Genomic DNA, 18,576 nt, shown 5'->3' with positions numbered 1-18,576 from the left:
ACGCGCCCCGGGCACAGCACCCGAGCGGTTCGAACCGCACCGCGATCGTGTTCCAGCTGCGTATGCGCGGGGCTCAGCCGAGCTCGACGCGCACGCCCTTGGCCACGGCCTGTGCCTTCTCGCGCGCCTCCTCCAGCGACGCCCCACGCGCCAACGCGACGCCCAGGCGCCGGTGGCCGCGCACCTCCGGCTTGCCGAACAGGCGCAGCGAGGTGTCGGGGGCGCTCAGCGGCCGCGGGTCCACGTGGAACACGGGCGCGTCGCTGTCGCCGTCCCCGAGGATGACGTGGCTGGCCGACGGACCGTGCTGCGCGATGTTCGGGATGGGCAGGCCTAGGATGGCGCGCACGTGCAGCGCGAACTCGCTCAGGTCTTGCGAGATCATCGTGACCATGCCCGTGTCGTGAGGCCGTGGAGAGACCTCGCTGAACCACACCTCGTCGCCGCGCACGAAGAACTCCATGCCGAACAGGCCGCGCCCGCCGAGCGCGTCGGCCACCTTCTGCGCCATGCGCTCCGCCTCCGCGGCCGCGGCGGGGCTCATGGGCTGGGGCTGCCAGCTCTCGTGGTAGTCGCCCTTGACCTGCCGGTGCCCGATGGGCGCGCAGAAGCGGGTGCCGCCTGCGTGGCGCACGGTGAGCAGAGTGATCTCGTAGTCGAAGTCGACGAAGCCCTCGACGATGACGCGCCCGCCACCACCGCGCGCGCCGCTCTGCGCGTAGGCCCACGCGGCCCCGATGTCGGCGTCGCTGGCGTCCGCCGCGAGCGCGCTCTGGCCCATCCCGGACGAGCTCATCACGGGCTTCACCACGGCGGGGAGACCCACCTCGCCCAGCGCCGCGCGGTACTCCGCCTCGCTGTCCGCGAAGCGATAGCGCGAGGTCTTCAGCCCCAGCTCTTCGGCGGCCAGGCGCCGGATGCCCTCGCGGTTCATCGTCAGCTGGGCGGCCCGGGCCGTGGGGATCACGCGCACCCCCTCGGCCTCCAGGGCGACCAGCGTGTCCGTCGCGATCGCCTCGATCTCCGGGACCACGAAGTCGGGCTTCTCGATCTCGATCACCTCCCGCAGGCGCGCGGCGTCGCGCATGGGGAAGACGTAGCTCGAGTGGGCGACCTGCATGGCCGGCGCGTGGTCGTAGCGGTCGCACGCGACCACGTAGATCCCCAGGCGCTGTGCCTCGAGCGCCACCTCTTTGCCCAGCTCCCCGCTGCCGAGCAGGAGAAGCTTGGTCTGTGTTCGAGTGGTGGCGGTGCCCAGGCGCAGCGAGTCGGTCATGCCCTGGGCTCTACCAGATCACGTGCGGCCCCCGCAGCCAAAACCGCTCCGGCGTGGAGCGCGCGCCAACGGGAGCGCGCGGCGGGGGTCAGGCGGCGCGTGCGTAGTCCGCCGCTTCGAGCGCGCCGCGCAGCTGCGCCCGGCCGCGGTGCAGCAGCACGCGCAGGTGGTTGCGGGTCACGCCCAGCTCCTCCGCCGCATCGTCACGGTCCACGCCCTCGACGTCGACCAGCGTGACGGCCTCACGCTCGCGGCCGTGCAGCGCGTTCAGCTCGCGGGCCACGACGGACATGGCCGCCACGTCGTCCATGTGCGCGACCACGTCCACGCTCTCCACCTCGCCGTGCGCCTCCTCGACGAAGGCCACCTGCGGGCGGTTGCGGCGGTACTGGTCCACGATCTTGCGACGCAGGATGCTGATGACCCACGTGCGCAGCGACGAGCGCCCGGCGAAGCGCGGGAGCGACACCATGGCGGCCAGCCAGGTCTCCTGCACCAGGTCGCGCGCCAGCTCCTCGTTGCTGATGCGCTTGCGGGCGTAGCCCAAGAGGACGGGCTCGAGCTCTCGGATGGTGTCGGCGGTGATGGTGGGCGCGGTGGTGGTCATGGGGCTGTCCCGGTTAGTTGTTGGAACAGCTAATATCTGCGTCAGGACAATGGTTGTGTCAACGAGTATTGTTCGCACAGACGAAAAAAGGCCCCCGCAGGGGCCTTTTCGTGAGTGATTCCGTGTCGGGTGCTCAGGCGAGGCGCGTGAGTAGCGCCGTCAGCGTGGTGACCTCGTCTTCGGTCAGGCCCTCGCTGAGCTTGTCGTGCAGGGCAAGCAGCGGCGCGTCGATGCGCTCCACCAGCTCGCGCCCCTTGGCGCTGAGGCGCGTGCGCACGATGCGCCGGTCGCCCTCGCAGCGGCAGCGCTCGACGAGCTCGGCGTTCTCGAGCCGGTCCAGCAGGCGCGTGATGTCCGGGACCCGTGAGATCAGGCGCTCGCCGATGCGCGAGCAGGACAGGCCGATGCCCGGGTCGTTGACGTACAGGATGCGCAGCACGTTGTATTGCGACGCCGTGATGCCGAACTCCTGGCACAGCGTGTTGGTCTCGCTGACCTGACGATCACTTGCCCGCACCAGCGCCTTGAACAGCTCCACGCGCGGGAGCGGCTCGGGGTGCAGGGCGCTCCGCTCGGGGACGGGCAGCTCGATACATTCGTCGGTCATGTCGAGAGGGAGTCGGCGCGCATGCCGTGCCGTTTCAAGATGGGCCCCTGTAGCTGGTCCGGGGATTCGAGGCCAGCGGTCCGCTGTCGGCCCTGCTCATCGGGCGCCCCGGGCGGCCTGGTTCAGCTCCCGGAAGCCAGGGAGGGCCCGCACGCTCGCGAGGTCCGGGTCGCGCCGAGCACGGGTGAGGCGCTCGCGGCAGCGTGTGCAGCCAGCGCCGGCCTGCCGTTGCAGGTCGCGCAGCAGGTCCAGCGCGCGCTCTGGCTGATCCAAGCGCGCGAGCGCACAGGCGAGGTTGTACCGGACGTTGGCGTCGTCGGGGGCCGCTGCCAGCAAGCCCGCCCAGCCGCGGGCGGCGCTGGCGTAGTCACGCGCGCGATGCGCCGTGAGCGCGAGACGGTTGAAGCGCGCGACCGTCCCGGGCGCGTGGGCCTCGTCCACCTGGGGCGCGGCATCGGGGCTGGCTACCGCGAGGGCTGCAGCAGGGACCGTGGTCAGCAGCCGCGCGCCGTCCAGCCCCCGCGCGACGCCGGGGCGCACCTCCGTCGGGAAGTGACCCATCCCGGGGGCCGCGTCGAAGCCCTTCACCAGCACGACGAGGTTGGCCCCTCCGGGCGAGACCGCGACGCGGACCTCGATGGCGTCGGGGGGCGGCAGCCAAGGCGCTAGGTCCTCGTCGGTCGGCTCTTCTTCCTCGTCTTCCTCCTCGTCGTCGAACCGCTCGGGTGCGCCGACGCTCAGGTCCATGCTCGCGACGCGCTGAAAGCCGGTCGCCGTGCGCACCTCCACGATCAGCGTGTGGGTGAAGCTCACCTCGTCGTCTTCTTCGTCGGCATCGCCCGAGCCGGCTGCGCCCGGTGCCGTCGCCGTCGCGTCGTAGCGCGTCAGGGTGGCGCGGATGTCGTCTGGTGACACGTAGCGTGGCGCGCGAGGGAACACGCGCAGTCGCGGGTGACCCGTGGCCGCGGGCCGGTCGAAGTTGTCGGCGTAGGCCCAGTCCTCGCAGCGTCGTCCGCGGTTGGGGTCGGCCCCCTGCAGGTCGAAGCAGCGCACGGGCGCGGTGCTCTCCGCGCGCCACACCTCGAGGCGATCGAGGGCTTGGCACGACTGCATCCCGTGCCGCTCGACCAGCGCGGCGTCCGTGTCCGTGAACCCCAAGACCTCTGCGTCGTCGCCACCGTCGCAGCATGCGCACGCGTGCGCGCGGTCGGGGGCGGCCAAGCCAAGAAACGAGAACACGACGCTCGCGAACACGAGCGGCTGGAGTGGGGCGGGGCGAACGGTCATGCGCCAAAACTACCAGGGTGTGTGCGCTTTCGGGGCGTCTCGTGTGTCATGTGACGATGTCGGGACACAGCCGCGCGCTCGTGTGAGAGGCTGATACCCTCGCGAGAGGAGTCGCCCCATGCTCGAGACCACCCGCCGCACCGCGGTCCGCCCTTCGCCGTTCTTCCACGTCACCCTCGTCGCGGGCCTGCTGGCTGCGGCGACGTTGCTCGGTGTGGGTCCAGCGCGTGCGCAGCTGTTCGACACGGTCGATCGCAGCATCGCGGCGGGCGTGGCGTCCGCACCCACGCCTGTGAGCGTGGGGCGCGGGGATGGCGCTGGTGGCGTGATCGGAGAGGACACGGGGGCGGGGCGCGCAACGACGATGGCGTTCGACTCCGACGTGCTGGGCCGCGTCCGCATCGCCGTCGCTGGAGGCGGCTGCACAGCGCCCGGCTCCTTCGCCGTCATCTACTTCGACAGCGTCCAAGGTGGCGTCGCGTCGACTCTCGAGCTGACGGACATCGACACGCCCGAGGACGCCGCCATCTCCGGCGGAGGCCTGCTGATGCCGTCGGTCTCGGACCTGGCGTTCGGACCAGGCTTCGACGCGGACTTCGCCATCGCCTTCACCAACACGATGGCCGGCGCCAGCGCGACGTTGGTGGCGCTCTCGGCGGGCGCTCCCCACACGCCCATCGGCTCCCTGGCGGCCACGCAGTCGGTCGCTGGTGTGTGCTCGCGGCTGGAGATCACGGGCCTCACGCTCGCTTCGCTGGGTCTCACCCAGGGGGACTCCTTCGACTGGCTCGCGACGCTGCTCGACGGCGTGAGCGGCGCGCGCACCAACGAGTTCCAAGGGGTCGTGTCGCCGCCGGCCACGAACCCCGGCCTGTCGTCAGTCACGCTCACTCAAGGTGACTTCAATCGCTTCGACAGCGTGGATCGCGTGCTCGTCAACGAGGTCGACTCGGACAGCCCGGGCTCCGACACGGCGGAGTTCGTGGAGCTGTTCGGCGCGGGCGACACCGCCCTCGACGGTGCGCTGATCGTGTTCTTCAACGGCTCGGGAGACGTGAGCTACCGGAGCATCGACCTCGACGGATTCGCGCTGAACGGCGCCGGCTACTTCTTCACGGCGAACCCGGGTGTGGCTGGCGCAGGCATCACCTTCGCGAACAGCACGCTCCAGAACGGGCCCGACGCGGTGGCGCTCTACCTGCTGCCCAGCATGACGAACGGCACCACCGTGAGCAGCGGTGAGCTGGTCGACGCGCTGGTCTATGGGCACACCGCGCCCGCCACTACGCTGATGGTCGACACCCTCACGCCGGGTCAGATGATGATCGCCGAAGGCGGGAGCGCGGCGGAGCGCGAGGCCAAGAGCATCCAGCGCTGTCCCAACGGCGCGGGCGCTCCACGCGACACCAGTGCGTTCCAGATCAGCGCGCCGTCGCCGGGCGAGGCCAACATCTGTGCCTTCTGCGGCGATGGCTTTGTCGACATGGACGAGGAGTGCGACGACGGCACGGGGGTGAACGGCACAGGCAGCTCGTGCTGCAACCTCGACTGTTCGTTCCGGACTGCGGGGGACGTCTGCACCGCCACCAGCCTCGACACCTGCGACGCGGAGGACACCTGCAACGACGCGGGCGTGTGCGTCGACAACGTCCTCGGCATGGGTACGGTCTGCAACATGGCGATGGGGGACTGCGACGTCGCCGAGGTGTGCGACGGCATGAGCCCGAGCTGCCCTAGCGACGCGGTCGAGCCCATGGGCACCGAGTGTCGACCCGCGATGGGGGACTGCGACGTGGCCGAGGCGTGCGACGGGATGAGCGCCGAGTGCCCGGTCGACGTGGTCGCCATCGGCACCACCTGTCGCATCTCGACGGGCGAGTGTGACCCCGCGGAGGTGTGCACCGGCGCGGGCGTGGACTGTCCGGTCGACGGGTTCGCCACGGATGGCGCGCTGTGCGGCGACACGCTCACGTGCAACGGCCAAGACATGTGCATGTCGGGGATGTGTGTGGCGGGGACACCGCCTAGCTGCGACGACAGCAACGCGTGCACGACCGACGCGTGCAGCGAACCCCTCGGGTGCGAGAACACGCCCGTAGCCGACTGCTGCAACGTGGACGGCGACTGCGACGACGGTGATCTGTGCACGGCGGACAGCTGCTCCGGCCCGGGCGGTACGTGCGGCGCGAGCCCCATCACGGACTGCTGCGAGCAGGACATGGACTGCGACGACGCCAACCTGTGCACCTCCGAGACGTGCAACCTGCTCACGAACCGCTGCGAGCGCGCGGCGGTACCCAACTGCTGCACGGGCGCCGCCGACTGTGACGACGCCAACGCCTGCACGGTGGACAGCTGTGACGTCCCGACAGGGACGTGCAGCAACACCGCCGACCCCGGCTGCTGCCTGACCGACGGTGACTGCGGTGACGGCGACACCTGCACGTTCGACGAGTGCGACGTGACCACCAACACCTGCTCCAACGCGCCCGTCGCCGGCTGCTGCGTGGACGACGCCGAATGCGACGACGGGGACGTGTGCACGGTGGACAGCTGCGTGCTGGCGCTGAGCATGTGCTCGAACCTGGGCGTGCCCGGCTGCGGCGTGCCCGACGGGGGTGTACCCGACGGGGGGCTTCCGGACGGCGGCGGGCTCGACCTGGGCAGCCTCGACCTGGGCAGCCTCGACCTGGGCGGCTTCGACGACGGTGGCCCCGCGGACGCCGGAGACACGGACGGCGGCGGAAGCGATCAAGGTGCCGACGAGGGCGTCTCGCCGGTGGACCTGGGTGGGCGCGACCTCGGCGTGCCCGACGCTGCGGGCGTGGACGCTGGCGTGGGCCCCGGCGGCATGTCGGGTGGCGCCTGCGCGGCCGGTCCGGTGCATGGTGCGGGTGCCGTTCCGCTCGTGCTGCTGGTGCTCGGTGGGGTCGTCGTCCGGCGTCGGCGGCGCGGCGGGCGCACCTCCGGCTGACGCCGCGTCAGGCCGTCGGTCCCGTTGGTCAGGGGCTTCCGTCGACCGCGTCGCGCACCGCCACGCGCCAGTCGGTCAGCGGTGGGCGCTGGCCCGCGCGCGCCAGGTGGGCGTCCAGGGCGTCGGTGGGGAACTCCCCGCCGAAGCGGCTCATGCCGTACAGCAGGAAGTATTCGGACGCCCGCCCGCGCAGGACGTCTGTGGGCAGCGGTGGGCGCTTGACGTCGAACGGCAGCTGCGCCGCGGCGGCGTACTCGGCGAGGAGCGCGCGCCACACCACGTGGTGATCGGCGAAGTTGAGCGGACCCTGGGCAGGCCCGGCGCTGACCACGGCCTCGGTCAGGGGCCCCAGGTTGGGCACCCCGATCATGCTGGTGCTCACGTCGCCGGGTCCCGACATGAAGAGCGTCCCCCCGCGCAGGCCGCCGAGCACTGCGGGGGTCGTGAACACGTCGCCCCGCCCGATGACCATCGGCAGGCGCAAGAGGGAGTACGGCAGCCGCGCGTGCTCCACCCGCACCTCCGCGAGGGCCTTCGAGCGCCCGTAGGCCAGCGCGGCGAAGCGGATGCGGTGCGTGCCCTCGACGCGCCCTTGCCCCAGCGCGCGCGCGCCGTAGACGCTGACCGAGCTGATCTGCACGAAGTGGCCGCAACCCTGCGCCTCGCCCCAGCGGAGCATGGCCTCCGTGCCTCCCGTGTTGACCCCGAACATGACGGCGTCGGGCACACGGGGGTTCACCACCCCGGCCGCGTGCACGATCGCGTCGACCGGGCCCCTCGGGAGCACGTCCTCCACGCGCTCACGTGTCAGGTCGAGGCGCACTTCGCCCCGCTCTGGGACGGCGGCGCGCCCGAAGACCTGGGCGACGACCTGATGGCCCGCGGCCCGTAGGTGCTCGGCGATGGCGCCGCCTACGCAGCCATCCGCGCCCGTGACGACGATTCGCTTGCTCGTGACCATGGCTCGGCAACGGTAGTCCACGGCGCTGCACGGGAGGAAGCGCTCAGTTCGCCCTCCTCACGCGTGGTTGGCAGCGGGTTGGACACGTCCGAGGCGCGCTCCCGTCGGAGACAGCAAGGTCGCGAGACGCTCGGCCGTCTGCGCGAGGCGCACGTCGTAGATGCGCGCCCACTCGCTGTCTGGCAGGCGCCCGTGCGCGCGCAGGGCGGTCGCGTCGGCGCGCGCCACCAGCGCCTGCTTCTCCGCCGAGACCGCCGTGGGGCGTGGGATGGAGCCGAGTCGCCTGGCGGCTCGCTCGAGCGCCTCTCGCACTGGCCGCCCGCCTCGGGTGAGGCAGAACGTCAGGATGGCCCACGACAGCTCGGCGTGCGCGCGCTCCTCGCGCGCGATGGCCGTGAGCACCGCGCCCGTGACCGGCTCCTGGCACGCGTCGCGGCACGCGGCCGCCACGTCCGCGTTGTAGTCCTCGAGCAGGCAGCCGTCGTTCAGGCTCTCGAGCGCGAGGTGGACGAACGCGTCGCCGCGGAGCTCGAGCCCGTTCAGCAGCAGCTCGGGCATGCTCTCGACCGAGTGCGAGCGACCCCCGTAGCCCGCCGCCAGCGCGAAGCACAGGCGCGTGTGGGCGATCTCCTCCTGAGCGGCCGTGAACGTGCGCTCGACCAGCTCGGCAGGCGCGCCCACGGCCACCAGCGTCCAGGCGACGCGCGCGAAGGCCGGCACGCTGGCGTGCTCCTTCTGAGCGTCGTGCAGCCACAGCGCCTCGAGCGCGGCCCGCGTGGGTTCGTCGAGCCCGCTCACGTCGGGCGCGTCGCCCTCGGTCCAGTCACTGCCTTCGCGCAGCTCGGGGTGCCGCACGCGTCCACGCACCCGCAGCGGACGGCCCCAGGCGCCGCCGCTCGCGCCCAGCGCGAAGACGCCGACCCCGAGCACGCCCCCGACTACGCCGCCGCCGGAGCCCAGCAGCCCCATGAACGCCATGCCCAGCGCGGTGAACATGGACTCACCCGCGCGGCGCATGCGCACCGCGTAGACGATGCCCGAGATCAGCGTGGCCAGCCCCAGCAGGGTCTGGACCGCGGCCACGATGAAGAACGTCAGCAACGCCATCGCGAGGTCGTCGCCCCGCAGCTGCAGCACCAGCGCGAAGTAGAACACCGCGTTCAACGCGCCGGTGGCCAGGGTGAGGAGCAGCAACACGCGCGTGACGTTCCGCGCACGTAGGACGGAGGGGCTGTCTGTCGGCATGCCCACGATGAAAGCACGTCGAGGCGGTCGGACGCGAGGCCAGCGGATGTCACGGCGACGGGGAAGTCCCCGTCGCCGCCAAGCTCAGGGACCCCGGAGCGCTCGCAGGCCACGCTCCGCGGCGCCGCGAAAGCACGAGTAGCAGTCGCGTGTGCCGAACGTGCCGCACCCTCGCCGTGACGCGTTGACAGTTCGCTCGAGGGACGCGGTGGCGCTCGGGTGGCGCACCGCGACGATCCCATCGACGGCGGCGCGGCGCTCGGTGCAGCCGCTCGCCCCTTCGTATGCGGCGACCGCGGCCACCCAATCCGGCAGGGCGTCTCCGCTTGCCCGCAACGCGCGCGCCGCAGCGCGCCGGTCGCTGGCGCTGTTGGCGTGCAACATCTGTCGCACCAGCGGCGAGGCCACGATCTCGTCCGTGCCCGGGGTCGGATCGGGCGCCTCGGCCACCTCCTCCTCGAGCGCGGCTTCCTCGGCCGCCACCGCTTCGGGGTCGTCGTGCTCGCTCGTGCTGCCCATCGCGTAGCCCAGACCCAGGCCGACCACCCCCACCGTGAGCGCGAACATGAGCGCGACCGCACCCCCCATCGCGAGTCGTTGCCGCCAAACGGCGGGCAATGCATCCTGGCCCGCCACGGGAGCGCTCATCGGGAGGCTCCCGCGCGCGCTCCCCGCGTACGCGATCTCCCGCAGCTGGTCGCGCACCAGGGACGCGCTGGCGGGACGGTCCTCTGGGCGCGCGGCGAGCAGCTGGGCCAGTAGCGCTTCGAGTGCGGCCGGCACGACCTCTCGATCGGCCGGGATGGCGACGCGGGGCGCCGCGGAAGTCAGCTGCTGCGTCAGGATGCCCGTGAAGTCGAGGGCCTCGTCGAACAAGGGCTGGCCGCTGACCATCTCCCACAGGAGCGCGCCCAGGGCGTACAGGTCGGCCGCTGGGGTCACCGCCTGGCCGGCGCCCTGCTCCGGGGCCATGTACCCCGGCGTGCCCATCACCACGCCCACGCGCGTGAGCGTCCGCAGGCGCTCGGGGGCCGGGGTCTCGCGGCCCGCGTTGCGGACACGCGCGATGCCGAAGTCCAGGATGGTGGCGCGGTAGCTGCCGTCGTCCTCCGTGGTGATGAGCACGTTGTCAGGCTTCAGGTCGCGGTGGACGATCTCGTCGGCGTGCGCGGTGGCCAGCGCGTCGGCCACCTGGGCCGCGATCAGGCACGCGCTCTGCCACGGGAGCGCGCCGTGCTTCTCGATCAGGCCGTGCACGCTCGAACCGCGCACCAGCGGCATGACCATGTAGCTGCTGCCGTCGGGGAGCTCGCCGAAGTCCAGCGCGGAGATGATGTTGGGGTGGTCCAGCTGGGCCATCGCCAGCGCCTCGCGCTCGAAGCGCTCCTGCACGACGGCGTGGTCCTCGAACCCGGGCAGCAGGATCTTCAGCGCCAGCCGGTGCCGCAGCCGCAGGTGCTCCACCGCCAGGACCGCACCCATGCCGCCCGAGGCGACCAGCTCGATGACCTTGTAGCGCCCGTCGATCTCGCGCCCGATCCACTCGCTGGCGTCGAAATCGGAGGCGTTTTGCGGCTCTCCGGCTTCGCGCGCGGTCTGCGTGGGGGCGGTGGCCATGGACATCGCGGCCAAGCTTAGCAGCAGTTCGCGCGCGTGACGGGCGCGACCGAGAAATGGTGCGCGAGGTAACGGTCGCCGGCTTGAACTCGGGGGCCAGGGACGCTACCCGTACGCCCGTGAGGTCACGTCTTGCAACTCGATAGCCGAACACTCAGTCATCTCCAGCAGCTGGAAGCGGAGAGCATCCACATCATCCGCGAGGCCGCAGCGGAGTTCGAGAAGCCCGTGATGCTGTACAGCATCGGCAAGGACTCGTCGGTGCTGCTGCGCCTCGCGGTGAAGGCGTTCGCGCCGGGGCGCATCCCGTTCCCGCTGCTGCACGTCGACACCACCTGGAAGTTCCAGGAGATGATCCGCTTCCGCGCGGAGATGCAGAAGCTGTACGACTTCGAGCTCTTGGTGCACACGAACCCGGCGGGAGCGAACGGCGAGATCACGCCGTTCACGCACGGCAGCAACAAGTACACGGGCATCATGAAGACGGACGCGCTGAAGCAGGCGCTGACGCAGCACGGCTTCGACTGCGCGTTCGGCGGCGCCCGCCGCGACGAGGAGAAGTCCCGCGCCAAGGAGCGCGTCTACTCGTTCCGCGACCGCTTCCAGCAGTGGGACCCGAAGAACCAGCGGCCCGAGCTGTGGAACCTGTACAACGGGAAGATCAACCAGGGCGAGAGCACGCGCGTGTTCCCCATCTCCAACTGGACCGAGCTGGACGTCTGGCTCTACATCTACCTGGAGAACATCCCGGTTCCGTCGCTGTACTTCGCGGCCAAGCGGCCGGTGGTGGACCGGCAGGGGACGATGATCATGGTCGACGACGACCGCATGCCCTTCGAGCCCGGCGAGCAGCCGCGCGAGGAGCTGGTGCGCTTCCGTACGCTGGGCTGTTACCCGCTCACGGGCGCGGTCCACTCCGAGGCGGACACGCTGCCCAAGGTCATCCAAGAGATGCTGCTGAACAAGCACTCCGAGCGCCAGGGGCGCCTGATCGACTCCGACGAAGACGGGTCGATGGAGAAGAAGAAGAAGGAAGGCTACTTCTGATGTCCGACTTCCACGAAAAGGACCTCATCGCGGCGGACATCGAGGGCTACCTCGAGAAGTACCGGGGCAAGGAGCTGTGCCGCTTCGTCGCCATCGGCTCGGTCGACGACGGCAAGTCCACGCTCATCGGACGGCTGCTGTACGACACGGGCATGGTCTTCGAAGACCAGCTCGAGGCGCTCGAGAAGGGCAAGCGCCTGGACGACGGCAGCATCGACCTCTCGCTGCTGACCGACGGCCTCACCGCCGAGCGCGAGCAGGGCATCACGATCGACGTGGCCTACCGCTACTTCTCCACCGAGAAGCGCAAGTTCATCATCGCCGACACCCCGGGCCACGTGCAGTACACGCGCAACATGGTCACGGGCGCGTCCACGGCCAACGTGGCGCTGATCCTGATCGACGCGCGCAAGGGCGTGCTCGAGCAGTCGCGTCGGCACGCGTTCGTAGCGTCGCTGCTGGGCATCCCGCACCTCGCCGTGTGCATCAACAAGATGGACCTGGTGGACTTCTCGGAGCAGGTCTTCGAGCAGATCAGCGCCGACTTCCGCGCCTACGCCGAGAGCATGAAGCTCTCGTTCAAGACCATCACCTGCTTCCCGGTCAGCGCGAAGCTGGGCGACAACTGCGTCGAGAAGAGCGCGAACACTCCTTGGTACAAGGGTCAGAGCGTGCTCGAGCACCTCGAGACCGTGCCCGTCGCGCAGGACCGCGACATGGAGCACTTCCGCTTCCCGGTGCAGTACGTCATCCGCCCCAACCTCGACTACCGCGGCTTCGCGGGCGAGATCGCGAGCGGCGTGGTGAAGAAGGGCGACACCCTGGTGGCGCTGCCCTCGGGCAAGTCTTCCAAGGTCAAGGCCATCGACGTGTACGAGGGCGAGCTGGAAGAGGCCTTCACGCCTCAGTCGGTCACCATCCGCCTCGAGGACGAGATCGACATCAGCCGCGGCGACATGCTGGTGCACGCGGACGACCTGCCGCACGTGAAGCGCACCTTCGACGCGCACGTGGTGTGGATGCACGAGACGCCGCTCGACCGTCAGAAGAGCTACCTGATCAAGCACACCACGCAGCACGTGCGGGCGGAGATCCGCGACGTGCAGTTCAAGGTGGACATGGCGTCGCTCGAGAACGTGCCGGCCGAGACGCTGGGCCTGAACGACATCGGGCGCGTGACCCTCGCGTGCCGCCGCGCCGTGTACTTCGACCCGTATCGTCAGAACCGGGCGACGGGGGCGTTCATCATCGTGGACTCGCTCACCAACAGCACGGTGGGCGCCGGCATGATCGTCGGCGAACGGGGCGAGGCTTCACAGGGGCTCGACGCCGCGCTGGCGGAGCTGCGCGCCGGGTCCAGCATGATGCCGAAGACCCAGGTCAGCCCGCGCGAGCGCGTGGAGCGGCTGGGTCAGAAGGGCGCCACCGTCTGGCTCACCGGCCTGCCCGGCTCGGGCCGCTGGACGCTGGCGTATGCGCTCGAGCGGCAGCTGTTCGACCAAGGCCGCGCGGCCACGGTGGTGGACCCGACCGACGCGTCGCTCGAGACCATGATCACGGCCTGCAAGGCCTGCACGGACGCGGGCCTGGTGACGATCTGCGCCTACCCGGCGTACTCGTCGGGCGACCGTGACACGCTGCGTGACCGCATCGGCGCGGACCGCGTGGTGCAGGTCTTCGTCGACACGGACCTCGAGCTCTGCAAGCAGCGCCGCCCGGGCGCCAACTTCGAGGGCTTCACGGCCCCGCAGCAGCCCGACGTCACCGTCGGCCTCGACAAGGTCCGCATCGACGAGGCCGTCAAACTCATCCTCGCAGCGCTCGCGGCCCGCGGGCAGTTCCCCACCTGAACACGTTGGCTCGGCGCAGGTCGCGTCGGCTGCTCGGGCGCCGACGCGCGTCAGGCCGCCGGGACGGCGCTCGGGTTGACCTCATCGGGCGAAGCGTGCAACGTCGCGCACGTTTCGCCCTCCACCGAGCACTACGCTCACGTACGCTCTTCGAGCCCCGGTAACAAGCATCATGGCAGGACAGCTCTTCACCTCCGAGTCCGTCACCGAAGGACACCCCGACAAGGTCTGCGACAAGGTCAGCGACGCTGTCCTCGACGCGCTGCTCGCCCAGGACCCCCGCGCGCGCGTGGCCTGCGAGACCATGGTCAAGACCGGCTACGCCATCATCGCGGGTGAGATCACCTCGAAGGCCGTCGTCGACTACCCGACCATCATCCGCAAGGCCATCCGGGAGATCGGCTACACCAGCTCGGACATCGGCTTCGACGCCGACACCTGCGCCGTCCTGTGCGCCGTCGAGCAGCAGTCGCCCGACATCAGCCAAGGCGTGGACGTGGGCAAGGGGCTCGACAAGGAGCAGGGCGCTGGCGACCAGGGCCTCATGTTCGGCTTCGCGGTCAACGAGACCAAGACGCTCATGCCGCTGCCCATCGACCTCAGCCACAAGCTGACCAAGCGCCTGACCCAGGTGCGCAAGAAGGGCGTGCTCCCGTGGTTGCGCCCGGACGGCAAGAGCCAGGTCACCGTGGAGTACGACGGTGCGAAGCCCGTGCGCATCGACGCCGTGGTCGTGTCCACCCAGCACGCGGAGAGCATCAAGTACAAGGACCTGCGCCAGGCCATCCTGGACGAGGTCGTGCTGCCGGTACTGCCGAAGTCGATGGTGGACAAGAAGACCAAGTTCCACATCAACCCCACCGGGCGGTTCGTCGTGGGTGGTCCCTGCGGAGACGCGGGCCTCACGGGTCGCAAGATCATCGTCGACACCTACGGCGGCATGGGTCGCCATGGCGGCGGCGCGTTCAGCGGCAAGGACCCCAGCAAGGTGGACCGCAGCGCGGCCTACTTCGGGCGCTACGTGGCCAAGAACATCGTCGCGTCGGGCCTCGCCACGCGCTGCGAGGTGCAGGTGGCGTACGCCATCGGCGTGGCGCGCCCCATGGGCGTGTACGTGTCGACGTTCGGCACGGGCGTCATCGACGACGAGAAGATCGCCAAGGCGGTCCGCAGCCTGTTCGACTTCCGCCCGGCGGCCATCATCGAGACGCTGGACCTGCTCCGCCCCATCTACAGCCCGACGGCGGCCTACGGTCACTTCGGCCGCACGGAGAAGACCTTCACCTGGGAGAACACCGACCGCGCCGAAGAGCTCGCCGCGCTGGTGCCCAGCAAGGCTCCCAAGGCCCCCAAGGCGCCGAAGGCAGCGAAGGCCAGCAAGGCCGCGAAGGCCTGAGCGGGCCAGGCGCCGTGGCCGATGGTAACCTGTTGGCGATGACGCCTCCGCCCTCCGGACAGATCGCAGGCTGGGGCCGACACAGTGTCTCGGGCGTCGAGCTGCGCTCCGAGGACCTGGAGTCGGCCAGCCAGCAGGTGCCCCTCTCGCGCGGCCTCGGCCGCAGCTACGGCGACGCCTCGCTGCCCCCCGCAGACGCGCCGCGCGCGCTGAACACCACGCTGGCGGACCGCATCCTCGGGTTCGACGAGGCCACTGGCCTGCTGCATGCCGAGGCGGGCCTCTCCCTCGAGGAGATGAACCGCCTGTTCCTCCCGCGGCGCTGGTTCACCCCGGTCACCCCGGGCACCAAGTACGTCACCCTGGGCGGCATGGTGGCCTCCGACGTGCACGGCAAGGGACAGCACCGACAGGGCTGCTTCGGCCACCACGTCACCGCGCTGCGCATGCGCGTGGCGGATGGGCGGGTGTTGGTGTGCACCCCCGAGCAGCACGCGGACCTCTTCGCCGCGACCATCGGCGGGATGGGCCTCACGGGGCACATCCTCGAGGTCAGCGTGCGCATGCAGCGCGTGCCCTCGCCGTGGATCAAGCAGCGCTCCGAGCGCATCCCCAACCTCGATGCGTTCCTCCGAGGCCTCGAGCGCGCGGCGCATGACTGGCCCTACACGGTGGGCTGGATCGACTGCCTCGCGACGGGCGCCTCGATGGGCCGCGGCAACCTCATCTCCGGGCACTGGGCGCAGCCGGACGAGGCCCCTCCGAACGCACCGCGACCCGCGCGGCGCTTCCAGCTCAGCTTCGACTACCCCAGCTGGGTGCTCAACCGCGCGAGCATCGCCGCTTTCAACGAGCTCAAGTACCGCAGCCAGCTGCGCGCCTCGAGCGAGTCCGTGGTGGACCCCGAGGGCTTCTTCTACCCCCTGGACCGCATCCGGCACTGGAACCGGCTGTACGGCACGCGCGGCTTCACGCAATACCAGTGCGTGCTCCCCCGCGAGGCTGGCCCCGATGCGGTGTACCGGGTGATGGAGACCCTCACCGCGCGTGGGGGCGCATCGTTCCTGGCGGTCATCAAGGACTTCGGGCGCGACGGGGCTGGCATGCTGTCGTTCCCGCGACCGGGCACGACGCTCGCTCTCGACATCCCCCTGCGTGACGGCACCCAGGCGCTGGTGGATGCGCTCAACGAACAGGTCATCCGCGAGGGGGGCCGCATCTACCTGACCAAGGACTCCCTGACGCGCGCCGAGCACTTCCGCGCGATGGACGGCGCGCGCGTGGACGCGTTCAACGCCGTGCGCGACCGCTGGGACCCCGAGCGGCGCTTCAAGAGCGCGCTCTCCGTGAGGCTGCTGGGCGATCGCCTTTCCTGAGCGGAACCCGGTACACTCGCGGCTGGATGCGCACCTGCCCTCGCTGCCAAGAGACCTTCGGCCCGACCTTCATCGGGTGCAAGCAGGTGGGCTGCCCCATGCGGATGCCCATGGATCCCAACCTGGGGAAGACCGTCGGCGGGCGCTATCGGCTGATCTCACGGCTGGGGAGCGGCGGCATGTCCACCGTGTACCTGGCACGTCACGTGCTCATCGAACGACTGGTGGCCGTGAAGACCCTGCGCCGCGACCTGGCCCGGGAGTCCATGCAGCGCGACCGCTTCCTGCGCGAGGCGCGCGCCGTCAACCGCGTGAACCACGAGAACATCGTGGAGATCACCGACTTCGGCGAGACGGAAGACGGGCTCGTGTTCCTGGTGATGGAGTACGTGCCTGGAGACTCGCTGCTGTCGGCCATGGCCAACGGGCCGATGTCCGCGCCCCAAGTGTTGGACCTGGCCCTGCAGGTGGGCAGCGCCCTCGCCCGCGCGCACCAAATGGGCGTGGTGCACCGCGACCTCAAGCCCGAGAACATCCTGCTGGTCCCGCGCAAGGGTGCGTTCCCGCACGTGAAGCTGCTCGACTTCGGCATCGCGAAGATCATGGACGCGCCGTCCCTCACCGGCAGCCAGCAGATCTTCGGCACACCGGGCTACATCGCGCCCGAGTACATCAAGGGCAACGAGCTGGACGGTCGCGCCGACCTGTACTCGTTGGGCGTGATCCTGTACGAGGTCGCCACGCTCGCGCTGCCGTTCGACTACGAGTATCCGGGTGATCTGCTGGTCAAGCACGTGACCGACCCCCCGGTGCCGCCCCGCAAGCGTCGCCCCGAGGTGGACGCGTGCCTCGAGACGCTCATCCTGCGCTGCCTCGAGAAGGATCCGGACGCGCGCTTCAGGGACGCGTACCACTTCATCGAGGAGGTCGGCCGATGTCGGGAGCGCATCGGGGACGAGCACTCGTGGGGCGCCCTGGGTGTGCGGAGCGAGCCACCGGCGTCTTTGGCCGAGGTGGAGTCGAGCGCTGGGGCCGCGAGTGGTCCGCTCGCCTCCAGCGACCCCCACGAACTCCGCGAGGAGGAGCCGACGCGCGCAGGTGCGCGGGTTTCGGAGGCTCGTGAACCGCGCCCGTCAGGGGCCGCGCGGGGTGGCGCCTTCTCTCTGGATGCCACCGTGATCGAAGGTGGGGCTGGTGTGCCCGTGACAGGCGCGCCCGTCGCCGTCGCGCCGAGCGCTCTGGTCCCCGGCGGGTCGCCATCCAGCGGTGTCGCGCCCGTGGTCGGTGGCGCGTCGAGGGGACCTTCGCCGACGAACGTCTCTGAAGGTGCGGCGGCAGGTGCGGCGACCACCTCGGACGAGGGCGAGCACGAGGTCCTTCCGACCCCGGTCCTGAAGACGGACAATCCCCTGCTCAGCACGTTGGTGGGCCCCGCCACGGCGCCCCCTGCGCTGGGGCCGGAATTCGAGCTGGACCAGTTCCTCGACCGCACCGTGGGCTTCGACACCATCGACGACACGGTGGTGGAGCCGGTGGCACCCCGTGGCGGCGCACCGCGTCCGGAGCGACCGCCAACCAGCACGTACACGCGCCCGGCGATCCCCTCCGAGCCGAACGACGTCGCGCTGTCCATCGAGATCGAGCTACCTCCTGGGGTCGAGGTGCCGCGCACGGCCGACAGCGTCGAGAACATCGGGCTCCTGGGCACGCGCCGCTGGCGCGAGCGCTTCACGGCGCTCTCGCATGCGGTAGAGGAGATCGGCGTGCAACAGAAGGTGCCCGTCGGCGTGGCCGAGTGCTTGTCTCAGTCGCGGGAGGCCCTCCAGGAGATCTCCTCGCGGGTCGAGAGCGCCGAAGAGCGCCAGCAGCAGATGGAAGATCTGACGGAGCGCGCGCGGCACGTGAAGGCCGACTTCGGCGCTCAGCAGGACCGTGTGGCGCAGGAGCTCTCGGCGGCGCGGGGCGAGCAGCTCGCCATCAAGCGCCGCTTCGCCGAGCTGGCAGAGGAGCACGAGCAGGCCGCCGAGTCCGAGAACCGTGGCGCCGGGACCCCGGGCCGCGCGCTGGGTCTGCGGCACGCCATTCGGGACGTCGAGGACGCGCTCGGGGTGAAGCAGCGTCAGTGCATGACCCTCGAGGCCGAGCTGCGCGCGGTCCACGCCGAGATGGAGCGGTGGAGCGAGGGGCACGAGGCCGAGCTCGCCGTGCTCGCGGAGCAGAGCAGCAAGGAGTTGGTCCAGCTGGAGGACCTCATCGAGCGGCTGCGCGGCCCCCTCGACCGCGTCGAGGCGTTCGTGCGCAGTGTGTGGAGCAGCTGACAGGTCCGCGCGCCA

13 protein-coding genes are annotated in these 18,576 nt (G+C 70.5%); 6 read left to right on the top strand and 7 right to left on the bottom strand.

Annotation, left to right across the window (positions count from 1 at the left end; all coding sequences use genetic code 11):
- Positions 1 to 73 precede the first annotated feature (73 nt).
- The 4 genes from purT to H6726_28695 all read right to left on the bottom strand — a co-directional run bounded on the left by purT (position 74) and on the right by H6726_28695 (position 3,777).
- Positions 74 to 1,276: a formate-dependent phosphoribosylglycinamide formyltransferase gene (gene purT / locus H6726_28710; GenBank protein MCB9661662.1), complete on the bottom strand. Its 1,203-nt coding sequence runs from the start codon at positions 1,274 to 1,276 to the stop codon at positions 74 to 76.
- 88 nt (positions 1,277 to 1,364) lie between these two features.
- Positions 1,365 to 1,883, bottom strand: a complete 519-nt coding sequence (locus H6726_28705; GenBank protein ID MCB9661661.1) for an RNA polymerase sigma factor — start codon at positions 1,881 to 1,883, stop codon at positions 1,365 to 1,367.
- 133 nt (positions 1,884 to 2,016) lie between these two features.
- Positions 2,017 to 2,490 carry a MarR family transcriptional regulator gene (locus H6726_28700; protein MCB9661660.1) on the bottom strand — a complete coding sequence of 158 codons (474 nt, stop codon included), beginning with the start codon at positions 2,488 to 2,490 and terminating at the stop codon, positions 2,017 to 2,019.
- A 96-nt stretch (positions 2,491 to 2,586) separates the two neighbouring features.
- Positions 2,587 to 3,777, bottom strand: a complete 1,191-nt coding sequence (locus H6726_28695; protein ID MCB9661659.1) for a hypothetical protein — start codon at positions 3,775 to 3,777, stop codon at positions 2,587 to 2,589.
- Positions 3,778 to 3,895: 118 nt separating this feature from the next.
- On the opposite strand from H6726_28695, the gene H6726_28690 reads away from it, so the two are divergent.
- Complete coding sequence (locus H6726_28690; protein ID MCB9661658.1) at positions 3,896 to 6,751, top strand: hypothetical protein; 2,856 nt, start codon at positions 3,896 to 3,898, stop codon at positions 6,749 to 6,751.
- Positions 6,752 to 6,779: 28 nt separating this feature from the next.
- Here the strand turns inward: H6726_28690 and H6726_28685 are convergent, their stop codons facing one another.
- From H6726_28685 to H6726_28675, 3 genes are all read right to left on the bottom strand, one after another.
- On the bottom strand, positions 6,780 to 7,712 hold the full coding sequence (locus H6726_28685; protein ID MCB9661657.1) for an NAD(P)-dependent oxidoreductase: 933 nt from the start codon (positions 7,710 to 7,712) through the stop codon (positions 6,780 to 6,782).
- Between the two features lie 57 nt (positions 7,713 to 7,769).
- Positions 7,770 to 8,957, bottom strand: coding sequence for a hypothetical protein (locus tag H6726_28680; GenBank protein ID MCB9661656.1), 1,188 nt, complete (start codon positions 8,955 to 8,957; stop codon positions 7,770 to 7,772).
- An 84-nt stretch (positions 8,958 to 9,041) separates the two neighbouring features.
- Positions 9,042 to 10,580 (bottom strand): serine/threonine protein kinase, encoded by a 1,539-nt coding sequence (locus tag H6726_28675; protein MCB9661655.1) that lies wholly within the window; start codon positions 10,578 to 10,580, stop codon positions 9,042 to 9,044.
- Positions 10,581 to 10,706: 126 nt separating this feature from the next.
- Between H6726_28675 and cysD the strand changes: the two genes are divergently transcribed.
- The 5 genes from cysD to H6726_28650 all read left to right on the top strand — a co-directional run bounded on the left by cysD (position 10,707) and on the right by H6726_28650 (position 18,561).
- Positions 10,707 to 11,621: a sulfate adenylyltransferase subunit CysD gene (gene cysD / locus H6726_28670; GenBank protein MCB9661654.1), complete on the top strand. Its 915-nt coding sequence runs from the start codon at positions 10,707 to 10,709 to the stop codon at positions 11,619 to 11,621.
- Positions 11,621 to 13,471, top strand: coding sequence for a sulfate adenylyltransferase subunit CysN (cysN, locus tag H6726_28665; GenBank protein MCB9661653.1), 1,851 nt, complete (start codon positions 11,621 to 11,623; stop codon positions 13,469 to 13,471). Before cysD ends, cysN begins: the two co-directional genes overlap by 1 nt.
- A gap of 172 nt (positions 13,472 to 13,643) precedes the next feature.
- Positions 13,644 to 14,867 (top strand): methionine adenosyltransferase, encoded by a 1,224-nt coding sequence (locus H6726_28660; protein MCB9661652.1) that lies wholly within the window; start codon positions 13,644 to 13,646, stop codon positions 14,865 to 14,867.
- A gap of 38 nt (positions 14,868 to 14,905) precedes the next feature.
- On the top strand, positions 14,906 to 16,243 hold the full coding sequence (locus H6726_28655) for an FAD-binding oxidoreductase (protein ID MCB9661651.1): 1,338 nt from the start codon (positions 14,906 to 14,908) through the stop codon (positions 16,241 to 16,243).
- A gap of 26 nt (positions 16,244 to 16,269) precedes the next feature.
- Positions 16,270 to 18,561 (top strand): protein kinase, encoded by a 2,292-nt coding sequence (locus H6726_28650; GenBank protein MCB9661650.1) that lies wholly within the window; start codon positions 16,270 to 16,272, stop codon positions 18,559 to 18,561.
- Positions 18,562 to 18,576: the final 15 nt, after the last annotated feature.

Source organism: Sandaracinaceae bacterium (assembly GCA_020633055.1).
Classification (GTDB): domain Bacteria; phylum Myxococcota_A; class Polyangia; order Polyangiales; family Houyiibacteriaceae; genus JADJJE01.
This window is presented reverse-complemented; position numbering and strand designations above follow the sequence as displayed.